15 protein-coding genes and 3 riboswitches are annotated in these 13,248 nt (G+C 45.2%); of the genes, 10 read left to right on the top strand and 5 right to left on the bottom strand.

All coding sequences use genetic code 11. From position 1 onward, the window contains the following. Positions 1–70: 70 nt before the first annotated feature. Positions 71–253: a hypothetical protein gene (locus tag NQ095_RS17755; RefSeq protein ID WP_061810774.1), complete on the top strand. Its 183-nt coding sequence runs from the start codon at positions 71–73 to the stop codon at positions 251–253. 57 nt (positions 254–310) lie between these two features. On the opposite strand, the gene NQ095_RS17750 is transcribed toward NQ095_RS17755, so the two are convergent. After that, entirely contained in the window at positions 311–556 is a 246-nt protein-coding gene (locus NQ095_RS17750) for a DUF6154 family protein (protein WP_060672906.1), read from the bottom strand. 202 nt (positions 557–758) lie between these two features. On the opposite strand from NQ095_RS17750, the gene NQ095_RS17745 reads away from it, so the two are divergent. The 3 genes from NQ095_RS17745 (at position 759) to ytkD (ending at position 2,111) form a co-directional block, all read left to right on the top strand. Continuing rightward, positions 759–1,148, top strand: coding sequence for a phage holin family protein (locus tag NQ095_RS17745; protein WP_258264764.1), 390 nt, complete (start codon positions 759–761; stop codon positions 1,146–1,148). A 56-nt stretch (positions 1,149–1,204) separates the two neighbouring features. Continuing rightward, positions 1,205–1,543, top strand: a complete 339-nt coding sequence (locus NQ095_RS17740) for a hydrolase (RefSeq protein WP_258264763.1) — start codon at positions 1,205–1,207, stop codon at positions 1,541–1,543. Positions 1,544–1,637: 94 nt separating this feature from the next. Continuing rightward, positions 1,638–2,111 carry an RNA deprotection pyrophosphohydrolase gene (ytkD, locus tag NQ095_RS17735; protein ID WP_258264762.1) on the top strand — a complete coding sequence of 158 codons (474 nt, stop codon included), beginning with the start codon at positions 1,638–1,640 and terminating at the stop codon, positions 2,109–2,111. Here the strand turns inward: ytkD and NQ095_RS17730 are convergent. From NQ095_RS17730 to NQ095_RS17720, 3 genes are all read right to left on the bottom strand, one after another. Continuing rightward, positions 2,101–2,901 carry an ABC transporter permease gene (locus tag NQ095_RS17730; protein ID WP_258264761.1) on the bottom strand — a complete coding sequence of 267 codons (801 nt, stop codon included), beginning with the start codon at positions 2,899–2,901 and terminating at the stop codon, positions 2,101–2,103. The genes ytkD and NQ095_RS17730 overlap by 11 nt on opposite strands. Further along, positions 2,882–3,658 (bottom strand): ABC transporter ATP-binding protein, encoded by a 777-nt coding sequence (locus NQ095_RS17725; protein ID WP_258264760.1) that lies wholly within the window; start codon positions 3,656–3,658, stop codon positions 2,882–2,884. The genes NQ095_RS17730 and NQ095_RS17725 overlap by 20 nt, the downstream gene beginning before the upstream one ends. A gap of 68 nt (positions 3,659–3,726) precedes the next feature. Continuing rightward, on the bottom strand, positions 3,727–4,683 hold the full coding sequence (locus NQ095_RS17720) for an ABC transporter substrate-binding protein (protein WP_258264791.1): 957 nt from the start codon (positions 4,681–4,683) through the stop codon (positions 3,727–3,729). A 245-nt stretch (positions 4,684–4,928) separates the two neighbouring features. On the opposite strand from NQ095_RS17720, the gene NQ095_RS17715 reads away from it, so the two are divergent. Both NQ095_RS17715 and NQ095_RS17710 read left to right on the top strand, forming a co-directional pair. Further along, a complete protein-coding gene (locus NQ095_RS17715) occupies positions 4,929–5,711 on the top strand; it encodes an alpha/beta hydrolase family protein (protein WP_258264759.1) in 783 nt (260 codons plus the stop codon). Between the two features lie 44 nt (positions 5,712–5,755). Further along, complete coding sequence (locus NQ095_RS17710) at positions 5,756–5,998, top strand: DUF2584 domain-containing protein (RefSeq protein WP_258264758.1); 243 nt, start codon at positions 5,756–5,758, stop codon at positions 5,996–5,998. 32 nt (positions 5,999–6,030) lie between these two features. On the opposite strand, the gene NQ095_RS17705 is transcribed toward NQ095_RS17710, so the two are convergent. After that, positions 6,031–6,363 (bottom strand): putative periplasmic lipoprotein, encoded by a 333-nt coding sequence (locus tag NQ095_RS17705; protein WP_258264757.1) that lies wholly within the window; start codon positions 6,361–6,363, stop codon positions 6,031–6,033. A 139-nt stretch (positions 6,364–6,502) separates the two neighbouring features. Here NQ095_RS17705 and NQ095_RS17700 point away from each other — a divergent pair, with 139 nt between their 5' ends. The 4 genes from NQ095_RS17700 to NQ095_RS17685 all read left to right on the top strand — a co-directional run bounded on the left by NQ095_RS17700 (position 6,503) and on the right by NQ095_RS17685 (position 13,248). After that, positions 6,503–7,195: a copper homeostasis protein CutC gene (locus tag NQ095_RS17700; protein ID WP_258264756.1), complete on the top strand. Its 693-nt coding sequence runs from the start codon at positions 6,503–6,505 to the stop codon at positions 7,193–7,195. 71 nt (positions 7,196–7,266) lie between these two features. After that, positions 7,267–7,382: riboswitch (TPP riboswitch) on the top strand. 150 nt (positions 7,383–7,532) lie between these two features. Beyond that, positions 7,533–9,287 carry a phosphomethylpyrimidine synthase ThiC gene (gene thiC / locus NQ095_RS17695; RefSeq protein WP_258264755.1) on the top strand — a complete coding sequence of 585 codons (1,755 nt, stop codon included), beginning with the start codon at positions 7,533–7,535 and terminating at the stop codon, positions 9,285–9,287. A 272-nt stretch (positions 9,288–9,559) separates the two neighbouring features. After that, a riboswitch (SAM riboswitch) is annotated at positions 9,560–9,666 on the top strand. Between the two features lie 68 nt (positions 9,667–9,734). Further along, positions 9,735–9,919, top strand: a riboswitch (cobalamin riboswitch). Positions 9,920–10,078: 159 nt separating this feature from the next. Continuing rightward, positions 10,079–12,355 (top strand): 5-methyltetrahydropteroyltriglutamate--homocysteine S-methyltransferase, encoded by a 2,277-nt coding sequence (gene metE / locus NQ095_RS17690; RefSeq protein ID WP_309137662.1) that lies wholly within the window; start codon positions 10,079–10,081, stop codon positions 12,353–12,355. A gap of 332 nt (positions 12,356–12,687) precedes the next feature. Next, entirely contained in the window at positions 12,688–13,248 is a 561-nt protein-coding gene (locus NQ095_RS17685; RefSeq protein WP_258264754.1) for a biotin transporter BioY, read from the top strand.

Genomic DNA, 13,248 nt, shown 5'->3' with positions numbered 1-13,248 from the left:
CCATCGGATGTTTGTTATTCTGAGTATAGTATGCACTATTCTTGACAAACGAAGCGAGGGGGAATATGCCATGGAAATGTCTTCTATTATGGGGAAACAGGTGGCGGAACTTCAGAGGACGCTCAGCATGAATCTGCTTAAGAGCCAGATGGCGACTCAAACGGCACAAGTCACGGTGATGATGAGGGATATGCAGGCAAGTCAACCTGCTCCTCATCCAAGTAAAGGACATGCAGTGGATATAAAAGGATGAAAAAAGCGTTGCTCCGGATAGTCGGAGCAACGCTTTTTTTTGCGAAAAGAACTCGGCTTAATGCAGACTTTTCTTCTCAAGCCTGACCCGTTCTTCACTGTTGGACCATTTTTCTTTCAATGTTTCGAATATGTATAAGCGGAAGAAGTATTGCAATTCTTCTGTTTCCATTTCCTGGATCATTTCCAATAGTTCATTCCTGGATGTATCTTCTAAGATTGTAAGGGCAATGAGGTCTAAGTCTTCGTCGGTACCTTTGATTCTTCCACGGTACATTTCATAGATCTCTTCGATCAACTTCATGCACTTCACCTCCCTTTAGTTTCATTTTAACATGAACGTTTATGAATTACTCTACATATTATGCTAGGACAACTCTTATTTGTCTTTACCCTTTTATCGGACTTTTTAACCACGGAGAGGCGTTCTGCCTCAGCCGATGCGGCGTCGCTCCAGTGGTGGTTGTCTGCGATAAACCAGCCACTATGAAAAGGAGATGCTTTATTTGGAGAAAAGTATGCTGTTTGTTGGGTCGGGTCTTAGTGCCATTATTCTTAACTTATTCGGAGAGTGGGACATGTTGATTACGTTTCTGTTGATCGCCGTGACCCTTGATTACTTCACGGGGATGATTGCAAGCGGGCTCGAAGGTAAGCTGTCAAGCAAATTCGGGGCGAAAAGGATCGGCCGGAAAGTGCTGATCTTCTCGCTTGTCACTGTTGCTCACCTTATTGATACTATACTAACAAATCAACACTTTATTCGTAATGCGACGATTATTTTTTATTTATGTAATGAGATGATTTCGATCATTGAGAATGTCGGGAGAGCAGGAGTGCCCGTACCCGAATTTTTACGAAAAGCGGTTGAAGTGTTGAAGAAGAAATCGAAGTGAATAGAATTTCGTCAATTGAGGAAAATGAAGGATAAGTACAGTGAAGGAGTGGGAAGATGAGCGAAGAAAGACATGATTATTATATTGAAGTGGCCACCGGTGAAATTTCAAGAAGCTCGACGGATTCCGAATGGAACTTTAAAATATCTGCGACGGATGAAGAAATCACCCAGCTACGGGAAGTATTCGATTCCAATCACTCGGTCGACTGGCAAGGTTTCTACCGGTCTCACGTTCCCTATGTTCAATATCACTTTGACCGGGAAAATGATGCCTATGATGAAAACCTGCATCAGGTGTATGAGATGCTCCACCGGCTGGGAGATGAAGACGTAAAGACATTCATCGAAAGCATAGGCATCCTCGATTCTAAGCCTCATGAAAACCACGAGTAATGATAAAAGTGTTGGTTCAGAAGTGATATCTGTGGACCAATGCTTTTTATTTGTGGTTAGATGAAAGAAAGCGTGTACGGATGAGGTGACGTAAATGGTACAGTTTACAGATGAAAATGGCTTAAAAGTAGAATTATCTTTTCATAAGGCGAAGTTTCAACAGGAATCCTATCATGTCCTCGTGATCTGCCGCTATAAAGGCAAATGGTTATTGACCCGTCATAAAAAAAGGGGCCTTGAGTTTCCAGGGGGGAAGAGGGAACAGGGTGAGACCCTCGAGGAAGCAGCGACCCGTGAAACGTTTGAAGAGACGGGGGGAGTGATCAAAGAGCCTGTATTCATTGGGGAATATAAGGTGTTTGACCGCACTCCGTTTGTTAAAACGATTTTCTTTGCGGAAGCAGTGGAGCTTATCCGCAAAGATGATTACTTGGAAACAGAAGGAGCCGTGCTATGGAACGGTGATTTCTCACAGATTCACGAAGACCCTTCCTTTAGCTTCATTATGAAGGATCGGGTGGTGGAATCGGCACTGAAAAGAGTAAGAGATCTCGATCTTATGACTTGATCCATTTTTTCTCAAGCTGCTCCACGAGTTTATACATAATGGTTGCGAATACGGCAATAACGAGAAGAGAGAGAAGGACCAGGGTAAAGTTAAACACCTGGAATCCGTAGATGATCATGTAGCCGAGACCCTTGGCGGAGACAAGGAATTCCCCTACGATGACGCCGACCCACGATAGCCCTACATTGACCTTTAAGGTCGAAATGATGGTAGGGAAGGAGGCGGGAAGGACGACTTCTTTAAACATCTGTCCCCGTTTTGCCCCGAATGTCTGCATCACCTTTAAGTAATTCGGGTCGACTTCCCGAAAGGATGTATAGACTACGATGGTGGTGATGATTACAGAGATGACGGTTCCCATAGCGATGATAGACGTGAAGCCCGGTCCAAGTCCTACAATCAAGATCGGCCCGAGGGCGACCTTTGGCATGGCGTTCAGGATGACAAGGTAGGGGTCCAATACTTTCGAGAGAAATGGTGACCACCAAAGTAAAGCGGCAAGCAGGGTGCCGAGCAGGGTGCCGAGGATGAATCCGATGACGGTTTCACCAAGGGTCACGGACAGATTGGCTAAGAGGCTCCCGTCCCCCAACTTCACGAGGAAAAGTTTCCATATTTTCGAAGGTGAGCTGAAGATGAGGGGGTCCACCCAGCTGTTTCGACTGGCAATCTCCCACAGTGAGAAGAAGACGGTGAAAATAAGGGCTTGATAAAACCAAACCCATCGCTGCTCTCTTTTCAATGAGTGAATGTATTCCTGGTGTTTTTGTTTAATCGATTCGTGATTCAAGTTTCTCAAGCTCCTTCCAAATGGTCTGGAAAAATTCCGGATATGCTTCGTGATTCCTGACTTCGAAGGGCATCAATCCTTTTAACGGTTGGGGTACGTCGAATATGACATGGACACGCCCCGGTTTCGAACCAAATAGAATGATGCGGTCGCTCATGGAGATCGCTTCCCCGATATCATGAGTGACGAGGATGGCCGTTTTTCCGAAGGACTTTAAAGTGGAAAACACCAGATCCTCTAACTTCAATTTCGTTTGATAATCAAGTGCAGAGAAAGGTTCATCCAGGAGAAGCAATTGAGGCTCGGTGACGAGGGTCCGGATCAGTGCGACCCGTTGACGCATCCCCCCTGATAATTCCCGGGGGTAAGAGGTCTCTACACCCTCAAGGCCCATTTCCCTCAATAAAGCATATGCTTCTTTTCTTTTATCCTCTGTCAGGTTCCCCATAATGGCCAAGCCGAGAAAAATATTCTCTTCAATTGTCTTCCATGGAAAGAGATAGTCCTGTTGAAGCATATATCCCAATTTCTTCTTCATATTCCTGATGGGCTTATCATTTAATGTTACAGCTCCTTCTGTCGGCTGAATGAGCCCGGCGACAATGGAAAGCAGCGTCGTCTTGCCGCATCCCGATGGTCCGATGAACGAGACGAATTCGCCTTCTTCCACCTGCAATGAAATATCTGTGAGGGCATGGGTGGCCGTTTTCGGTGAGAAGTAGGTGTGGTGGACGGAATCGATCGATAGAAAGTTCACTGTTTTAAGCCTCCATATTCAAATTTTTTACAACGGAAGGGCTGACGTGTGTCAGCCCCCGGGAATAGCTACTTTGATGCTTTTTCAGCAATGGAAGTGTTTACAAGCGTTTTGTGATCGATGGCCTGAGGGAGTTCTCCTGCTTCATCCATGATGGCTTGAAGATTGTTCCACTCTTCTTCATCCAGGATCGGGTCAGTTGCGAAGGAGCCTTGTGATTTATACCGGTCGACAACCGTTTCGATTAAATCCACTTCCGTATCTTCGAAGTAAGGCTCAATTACTTTGGCGATGTCGGCCGCTGAATGTTCTTCCACCCATTGCTGAGCTTTGTAAAGGGCTTTCGTGAATTTCTCCACCGTTTCTTTGTTTTCTTTCATGTAACTGTCTTTCGCCATGAAGGTCGTGTACGGCACATGCCCTGATTCCGTGCCAAAGGAAGCGACAATATGGCCTTTTCCTTCTTGTTCAAAGATCGAGGCAGTCGGTTCGAACAATTGGACGTAGTCGCCGGTACCGGATGCGAAGGCATTGGCAACATTGGCGAAATCAATGTTTTGGATCAGGTTTAAATCGTTCTGCGGATCAATATCGTGGTTCTTCAATACGAATTCCCCGACCATTTGCGGCATGCCGCCTTTACGCTGGCCAAGGAAGGTTGAACCCTTCAGTTGATCCCATTCGAAGTTCTCCACCCTTTCCCTGGAGACGAGGAACGTACCGTCGGTTTGAGTCAATTGAGCAAAGTTGATGACAGGATCATCCGACCCTTGCGCATGGACATAGATGGATGTTTCGGAGCCGACCAATGCGACATCCGCACCGTTTGATAAGAGAGTCGTCATCGTCTTATCCCCACCCCATGTGGTGGTCAGTTCAATGTTGAGCCCTTCTTCTTTAAAGAATCCTTTTTCGATAGCTACGTATTCAGGTGCGTAAAAAATCGAGCGGGTCACTTCCGCTACGCGCACTTTTTGGACAGCCTCCTCTTTTTCTCCACATGCAGTCAATCCGATGGTCAACATGAGAATGAGGACTACACCTAGACCATTTTTAAGCCATTTTTTCAAGTCAATCTTCCTCCTTTAATCCTTGCGGGTAATCAATATAGGGATGAGTGCAGCTCTCTTCGCTTTGTTTATCTATCCGGCGGAAGGGTAGGATGGTCATAAAGCTCTTTCGCATCGCCTTATTTAGATTTGCTAAAATATTCTATGTACAGTATAAAAAATGTGTGAATACCCATTGCACGAGTTGAAAGGAAGAGAATATGAAGAACGGAACGATTGTGAAGAAAACCCTGTTTCCATCTCCGAATCCACATGTTGAATTATATGAAGTCACCTATATATCCTCGGGACTGAGGGTGAAGGGCTTACTGGCCGAGCCTGCTGCAAGGGGGACGTACGACGGTTTCCTCTATTTAAGAGGGGGGATCAAAGGTGTGGGGATGGTAAGGCCAGCCAGGATCGCTCAATTCGCTTCTCACGGATTCATCGTGTTTGCGCCATATTACAGGGGGAACCTGGGAGGAGAAGGGAATGAGGATTTTGCGGGGAATGACCGGGAGGATGCTGTTTCCGGCGTGGAGCTATTGAAAGATCACCCCCGGTTGGAAAAGAATCGCATCCATGTATTCGGCTTTTCAAGAGGCGGAGTCATGGCCCTGATGGCAGGGATCGAGTCGAGTGATGTGACGTCCATCGTCACATGGGGAGGCGTGTCTGACATGTTTTTGACGTATGATGAACGAAAGGACATGCGCAGAATGATGAAAAGAGTGATCGGTGGGAGTCCTAATAAAGTTCCCGAAAGATACGAATGGAGGACCCCCTTATATTCACTTGAAAATCTTGAGGCACCGGTCTTGATCATTCATGGGGAAAAAGATCAGAACGTTTCCGTCGAGCATGCATATAGATTAGAAAAAAGATTGAAAGAGCTCGGGAAGCAGGTCTCGTCCCATTACTTCAAAGAGTTTACGCACTACTTTCCGCAGAGAAAGAACCAGCAAATCGTTTCCCTGCTCTGCTCCTGGATGAAGGACCAATAGTCAGTGGTGTATGATGAGATTAAAAAGGATTGAGGTCATACAAAATGGGCATGGGTTTAGAGCTTAACACGATGATCGTGACAAAAGGGAAAGAACTAAGAAAAGAAGGGAATCTCTTTCATCTTCAAAAATCTGGATATCGTCTATATCCGATGCATATCCCCATTGATGTGCGAAAGAGTAAGCATAGTGATCCGATTGGTTTTGGAAAGATTGAGAAGCTCGAGTGGAAGGATGGGGTCACGACAATCTTCTACCGATTGATCTCCCTGAACAGGACGAATTAAATAAAACGAGGGGCTGCAGGCAGCCCCTCGTTTTATTTAATTTCCTCATACAATAGATAACGGTTATCCTTCGTTTGAGCAATAAGATAGTTCTTATGATCTTTCACACTATAAAGGGGTGTCCCTTCTGCCAATGTATTTGCCGTAAAGTCATTCACCGGATGATACTTGGTTTCGATCTTTTCTTTGATGGATCCGATCTTTTCATCGAGGGTTAACTTTTTCTCTACGGCAACTTTCACATACTCTTTGTCGTTCACCACCATCATATCCCCATATCCGCATAACTCATAGGATGCAGGCTTTTTTTCCCCACACGCACTCAATACAAATACGCATAATAGCAATACAATCAGACGTTTCATTTTCTTCCCCCTTTTCCTTTTTGCACATATTCAAAAGATATTCAAGCTTGTACACGAACATGTTTGTTTTTTTAGTCGGCTCTGTTTTTCCTTTGTGATAAAGTATAGGCATCAACAACCAATGATAGGAGTGGTCAACATGAGTAAACTGGAAGTCATTGTCTTAAATGAAGAGGATGCCAGGTTAGCAGAAGCGTCTGGAGCGGATCGACTTGAATTAGTATCCGCCATACATACGGGAGGATTGACACCAGAGTACCAGGTCATAGAAAAGATATTGAAGGCTGTATCGATTCCTGTTCAGATCATGATCCGCCTGCATTCTTCCTCCTTCCGTTATTCCATGGATGAAGTAAAAGCCATGGCAGAACAGGTTCGGACGATTGAGGAAATAGGTGGTAGAGGAATCGTTTTTGGTGCTTTAACACATGAGGGGAAACTGGATATGAATGCGTTAAAGGAAATCGTTCAAACAGCAGACGGGCAATCGATCACATTTCACAGGGCTATCGACGAAGCTTTGGACCCGGCAGTCCTTTGTAAAGAAATACATCAATCGGAGCTGGCAGTAGAGAGGATTCTTACATCAGGAGGAAGGTCGGTGGTGAGTGAAGGAATTGAAACTATAAAAAGAATGATGGAAGTAGAGAAGGCAGGCGGTCCCATTATCATGCCCGGTTCTGGTTTAACGGTTGATAACATCAATGAAATACACAGTGAGCTACATGCAGGGGAATACCATGTAGGGGCCGGTGTACGTCACCAGGGAAGATACGATATGGCAATAGACCCGGAAAAAGTAGCAGCATTCAAAAAAGTGATCACGTCCTAAATTGATTCTTTCAACCTATATGAAACGAAATGTCAGTATGGTAAAAATAGTATGTAACAACTGAATATTCTTATTTCTACTGGGGGAGTCCGATACAGGCTTGGACTGAGAGAAGAACGCAGGAGTTCTTTGACCCTTTGAACCTGATCTGGATGATACCAGCGGAGGGAAGTAGTGAAGAAGCGCTAAATGTTTTTATTTGAGGCGCTTACTACTTTTTGACATGTCGGGTTCTGATCATTCAGGACCCTTTTTTGTGTCTTCATTTTCACTGAAGGATAAGTGAACTGCCTGACGAGGTACCCTTCCGGATCCAATCACAAGGAGGAGAAGGTAGATGGCAATCGAGTTAAAATCTCAATTTTCAAACAGTAAAAAAGTGTACGTCAGAGGATCACGGCAGGACATAAATGTTCCGATGAGAGAAATTGAATTAAGTAAGACGAAGGCAGCCTTTGGAGAAGAAGAGAATGACCCTGTTCGTATATACGATACGAGTGGACCGTATACAGACCCACAATATCATGTGGATATCAATAAAGGATTGCCTTCCGTGCGAAAGAATTGGATTATGGAACGAGGAGATGTGGACGTCTACAAAGGACGTGAAGTCGTTCCGGAAGATAACGGGTATAGAAGTAAAGACCCCGGTGCCGAGCTGAAATGGTTCTCTCATTCAAACCGACATCCTTTACAGGCAAAAAAGGGCAGTATCGTCACTCAAATGCACTACGCAAAAAAAGGAATAATTACACCGGAAATGGAGTTCATTTCGATCCGGGAAAATGTGGATCCTGGATTTGTCCGTGATGAGGTGGCAAGGGGAAGGGCCATCATACCTGCTAATATCAATCATCCTGAAGTTGAGCCGATGATCATCGGCCGTCACTTCCATGTGAAGATCAATGGGAATATCGGCAATTCCGCCGTATCTTCCTCGATTGAAGAAGAAGTGGAGAAGATGACATGGGCGACTAGGTGGGGGGCAGATACCATCATGGACTTATCGACTGGGAAAGACATTCATACTACACGTGAGTGGGTGATTCGGAATTCCCCTGTCCCTGTAGGTACGGTGCCGATCTATCAAGCTCTGGAAAAGGTAAAAGGGGTAGCTGAAGATCTCTCTTGGGAAGTGTACCGGGATACGCTGATTGAACAGGCGGAGCAGGGTGTTGATTATTTTACCATCCATGCGGGACTGCGATTGAGATATATTCACTTAACTGCTGATCGAACTACCGGGATTGTGTCACGGGGAGGTTCGATCATGGCCCAGTGGTGTCTGGCTCATCATAAGGAAAATTTCCTCTATACACATTTCGAAGACATATGTGAAATCGCAAAGATCTATGATATTTCCATTTCATTGGGGGATGGATTGAGGCCGGGATCAATCGCGGATGCCAATGATGAAGCACAATTTGCTGAGCTTGAGACATTGGGTGAGTTGACGAAAATGGCATGGGATCATGATGTCCAGGTGATGATCGAAGGTCCTGGGCATGTACCGATGCATATGATTAAAGAAAACGTAGATAAGCAGATGGAAATCTGTCATGAAGCCCCTTTCTATACGTTGGGACCATTAACGACAGATATTGCGCCGGGATACGATCATATTACTTCTGCCATAGGGGCTGCGATGATCGGCTGGTTCGGGACGGCGATGCTCTGTTATGTAACCCCAAAGGAACATCTCGGGCTTCCGAATAAAGACGATGTACAAGAAGGCGTCATTGCATACAAGATTGCCGCTCATGCAGCTGATTTAGCGAAGGGGCATCCAGGTGCACGCATAAGAGACAACGCCCTTTCCAAAGCACGATTCGAGTTTAGATGGAATGATCAATTCAATCTCTCCCTGGACCCTGAACGGGCAAGGGAGTATCATGATGAAACCCTCCCTGCAGAAGGGGCAAAGACAGCCCATTTCTGTTCTATGTGCGGGCCGAAATTTTGTTCTATGAAAATCTCCCATGATATAAGGGGGATGAAGGACAGAACTGTAGACTCACAGTTTGAGAGGGAAAAAGGATTGAAAGAAAAGGCGAAGGAGTTCCTTGAAAATGGATCAAACCTCTACCGGTAATCAAGGTTCGCATATACGTATGTTGAAGAAAGAAATGTTGATTCTGCACGAAAGGATCATGGATCTTGAGAAAGAAGTGAAGGGCATTCAGGGCCGGTGCAAACATGTCTTTTATGAAAAGGCAGCGTCGCGGACATGCATTAAATGTCATTATGCAGAAAGTACCTACTATTAAGGAGAATGAACAAAAGGTGATATTTTCTTTTGACAGCCAGTCTTTCCCGTGCTACGATAAGTACTAATTTCCGAATAGTGAAAATATAAGCGTTTAACTCTTATGTAGAGAGGTGGAGGGACTGGCCCTGTGAAACCCGGCAACCGTTCAACTTTGTTGAAAAGGTGCTAATTCCTGCAAAGCCTTTGCTTTGGAAAATAAGAGGGGATTCCACTAAATATGAAGCCCTCTCTTTCTTTGAATGAGAGGGCTTTTCTAGTATTAGGACAATTAAATAGACAAATGCAATAGGTGCTGAGTCTTACTCAGCTAAGAGGGAAGACCGGTGAAAATCCGGCGCGGTCCCGCCACTGTAAAGGGGAGCAACTTATCACATAACCACTATTTCATCTGAAATGGGAAGGGATAAGAAGCGACGATCCTAAGTCAGGAGACCTGCCTGTTGTATGCACTTATGCTCTACGTGGATATAGAGAGGGGTGAGGAATGCGTGTTGAGAAAACCGGTCGGTCTCGACTCTAGTTAAGTATGCGTATGAATCTCTCTTTCTTTTTGAAAGAGAGATTTTTTTGTTGGGACTACGATAACCATTTTGAAAAGACGGGGAGTGTGTTAATTGAGTAAGGTCATGAGTTCAAATTTAGGGTATCCGAGAATAGGGGAAAATCGTGAGTGGAAAAAATTATTGGAACAATATTGGTCCAAAAAAGTAGACGTAGAGTCGTTCGAGAAACAAATGGAGGACATTCGTCTCAATCATGTGAAGAAACAGGGGGATCTGGGAGTGGATTTGATTCCCCTTGGAGATTTCTCGCTTTATGATCATGTACTCGATACTGCGGTGATGTTCGGAGTCGTTCCCTGCAGGTTTCACTATCACGGAGGGAAAGTGCCTCTTGATACGTATTTTGGTATAGCAAGGGGGATGAAGGATGCCTCAGCATCGGAAATGACGAAATGGTTTAATACCAACTATCATTATATCGTCCCTGAATTTTCCGGATCGGAACCTGAGCTGGTGGAAAATCGTCCGTTGGCCTTGTACCGTGAAGCGAAAGAAAAGCTTGGTATCAAGGGGAAGCCTGTGATCATAGGACCATTCACCTTCGTAAGATTGTCTAAAGGGTATGATGAAGCGGATGAATACGCAATTATAGAAAAAATGGTCCCTCTATATGCCCAGGTCTTAAAGGAATTGCAGGAGGAGGGCGTAGATTGGGTGCAAATGGACGAGCCGATCTTATGTACCTCCATCTCAAAACAAGAGGTAGAACATTTTAAAGAGGTCTACAAGGTTTTAAAGCAATCTGCGCCTGAAGTGAAGGTTATCCTTCAAACGTATTTCGATCGATTGGAGCATTATAAAGAGGTGATGGCTATACCTGTGGACGGGATTGGAATGGACTTTATACATGATCGGGGTGAAAATTGGGATGCCCTGAGGAGGAACGGGTTTCCTGAAGATAAGTTCCTTGCTGCCGGGGTGGTGGACGGCCGGAATATTTGGAGAAGGAATCTTGTTGATGCCCATTCATTTGTGACGTTATTGACTGACCATGTAGCAAAGGACCGATTAATCATTCAGCCGTCCTCCAGCTTGCTACACGTACCGGTGACCGTGAGGAAGGAAGACGCGTTGGATCAAGCCCTTAAAAAAGGTATATCATTTGCTGACGAGAAATTGAAGGAAGTGGTCATCCTTACGAAAGCGCTCGGGGAAGGAGCATGGGGCGTCCAGAAGGAGTTGGATGAAAGTGTGAAATCCATCGCTGCCCTTCATGAATCATCAGGAAATAAAAGTGATGTAGGTGAAGAAAGCCCATTGAATGTCAGGAGGGGGTCCCCTTACTCCATCCGCCGGAAGGTACAACCTCATCTCCCCCTTCTCCCTACGACTACAATCGGGAGCTTTCCTCAGACAAGTGAGGTAAGAAGGCAGAGAATGAAGTGGCGAAAGGGTGAGATTGGTGACGACGCATATCAGCAGTTCATTCGCGGAGAAATAAAACGGTGGATCACTATCCAGGAAGAAGTCGGATTGGATGTGTTGGTCCACGGAGAATTTGAGCGGACGGATATGGTCGAATTTTTCGGAGGGAAATTGGAGGGCTTTCAGTTCACCACATTTGGCTGGGTACAGTCCTATGGCTCACGATGTGTGAAACCTCCCATCATATTCAAAGATGTGAACTTTATAGAAGCGATGACGGTGGATGAAACGGTCTATGCCCAGTCGTTAACTGCTAAGCCGGTCAAAGGGATGTTAACAGGGCCGATCACCATTCTAAACTGGTCATTCGTTAGGGAGGATCTATCACGTTACACAGTGGCTAACCAGATTGCCCTCTCTCTCCGGAAAGAGATTGAAGCCCTGGAAGCAGAGGGGATACGGATGATTCAGGTTGATGAACCTGCTCTCAGAGAGGGATTACCATTGAAGAAGGAACGGTGGGATGAATATTTACAGGCAGCAGTTCATTCATTTAAGTTAGCCACTTCGTCAGTTCAGGATGAAACGCAAATCCACACCCATATGTGCTACTCCGATTTTGAGGAAATCATGGAAGCCATCAGTGATCTTGATGCCGATATCATCTCAATCGAGACGTCGCGGAGCCATGGTCAACTGATCCACATATTTGAGGAAAGCATATACGACAAAGGGATAGGCTTGGGTGTGTATGACATTCATAGTCCCCATATACCAGAGCGTGAGGAAATCATCACGCATATTAAGCGTTCTTTAAAGGTATTGAACCCAAAACAATTTTGGATCAATCCTGACTGCGGCTTGAAAACAAGGGGGATAACGGAGACGATTTCATCGCTTAAAGTGATGGTGGAAGCAGCAGAACATGTTCGGACAGAACTTCTGGTAAAGAATGAAAGATAAACTGTGTCATAGAATGAACTTCATGGAAGGAGCGGAAAATGTCCTGCATAGCTATTGGAAGAATCATACAGGTGTACAACGAGCAATATCCCCATTATACATTCCTCTATATGATCAGTGACAAAGAGGAAGATGAGTTAGAGAAAGGGAGAATATCATTAAAATCTGCTCTGGGGCTAATGACAAGTGAAAAGATATGTAATATATATGCCCCCCAATAATTGAGGATAGTGTATGTAATCAAAAAAGACAGTGAAAATATCTTCCCCAATACCTGTGATATGTGTTAACTTATTTATATATAGAGTTTACATACAGAGGGGGATTAGAACATGAATGGAGAAAAATTACGGATGATCATCCACTGTGCCATCTTTGCCGCGATGACAGGGATTTTCGCACAGATTGAAATACCACTGCCACTCGTTCCCATCAGCGGGCAGACACTGGCTGTCGGAATCACGGCTACGATCCTTGGAAGCAGGTATGGAGCACTGTCGTTGATTTGTTATGCGGCACTAGGTGCTGTCGGGGTACCCGTTTTCGCAGGGTTTAGCGGGGGTGCACAAGTGCTTGTTGGTCCGACTGGGGGATATATCTTCGGATTTATCGTAGCAGCTTTCTTTACAGGTTACATTCTTGAAAAGACAAAGTTCACCATCCCTATGGCGATGATCGCCAACACGGTCGGCATGATCATCACCTTGATCCTGGGGACCATCCAATTGAAATATGTGGCGGATCTTGGCTGGAGTCAGGCGATGGCAGCGGGGGTTTATCCGTTTATCGTCGTTGGACTTATTAAAGCATTCCTGGCGAGCTGGATCGGCATTACCGTAAGAAAACGGTTGGTACAGGCGAAATTGATCCAGAACCGGAAAGTGGCAGCATAA

The organism is Rossellomorea sp. SC111, assembly GCF_024733565.1.
GTDB lineage: Bacteria > Bacillota > Bacilli > Bacillales > Bacillaceae_B > Rossellomorea.
The sequence above is the reverse complement of the archived record's forward strand: the minus strand, read 5'-3'. Positions and strand labels throughout refer to the sequence as shown.

What these genes read in the sequence shown, in the direction of transcription:
- thiC (WP_258264755.1), top strand. Translation starts at nt 7,533, where the DNA reads ATGGCAATCGAGTTAAAATCTCAATTTTCAAACAGTAAAAAAGTGTAC.
- NQ095_RS17720 (WP_258264791.1), bottom strand. Translation starts at nt 4,683, where the DNA reads ATGTTGACCATCGGATTGACTGCATGTGGAGAAAAAGAGGAGGCTGTC.
- ytkD (WP_258264762.1), top strand. Translation starts at nt 1,638, where the DNA reads ATGGTACAGTTTACAGATGAAAATGGCTTAAAAGTAGAATTATCTTTT.
- NQ095_RS17710 (WP_258264758.1), top strand. Translation starts at nt 5,756, where the DNA reads ATGGGCATGGGTTTAGAGCTTAACACGATGATCGTGACAAAAGGGAAA.
- NQ095_RS17755 (WP_061810774.1), top strand. Translation starts at nt 71, where the DNA reads ATGGAAATGTCTTCTATTATGGGGAAACAGGTGGCGGAACTTCAGAGG.
- NQ095_RS17685 (WP_258264754.1), top strand. Translation starts at nt 12,688, where the DNA reads ATGAATGGAGAAAAATTACGGATGATCATCCACTGTGCCATCTTTGCC.
- NQ095_RS17715 (WP_258264759.1), top strand. Translation starts at nt 4,929, where the DNA reads ATGAAGAACGGAACGATTGTGAAGAAAACCCTGTTTCCATCTCCGAAT.
- NQ095_RS17700 (WP_258264756.1), top strand. Translation starts at nt 6,503, where the DNA reads ATGAGTAAACTGGAAGTCATTGTCTTAAATGAAGAGGATGCCAGGTTA.
- NQ095_RS17740 (WP_258264763.1), top strand. Translation starts at nt 1,205, where the DNA reads ATGAGCGAAGAAAGACATGATTATTATATTGAAGTGGCCACCGGTGAA.
- NQ095_RS17750 (WP_060672906.1), bottom strand. Translation starts at nt 556, where the DNA reads ATGAAGTTGATCGAAGAGATCTATGAAATGTACCGTGGAAGAATCAAA.
- NQ095_RS17705 (WP_258264757.1), bottom strand. Translation starts at nt 6,363, where the DNA reads ATGAAACGTCTGATTGTATTGCTATTATGCGTATTTGTATTGAGTGCG.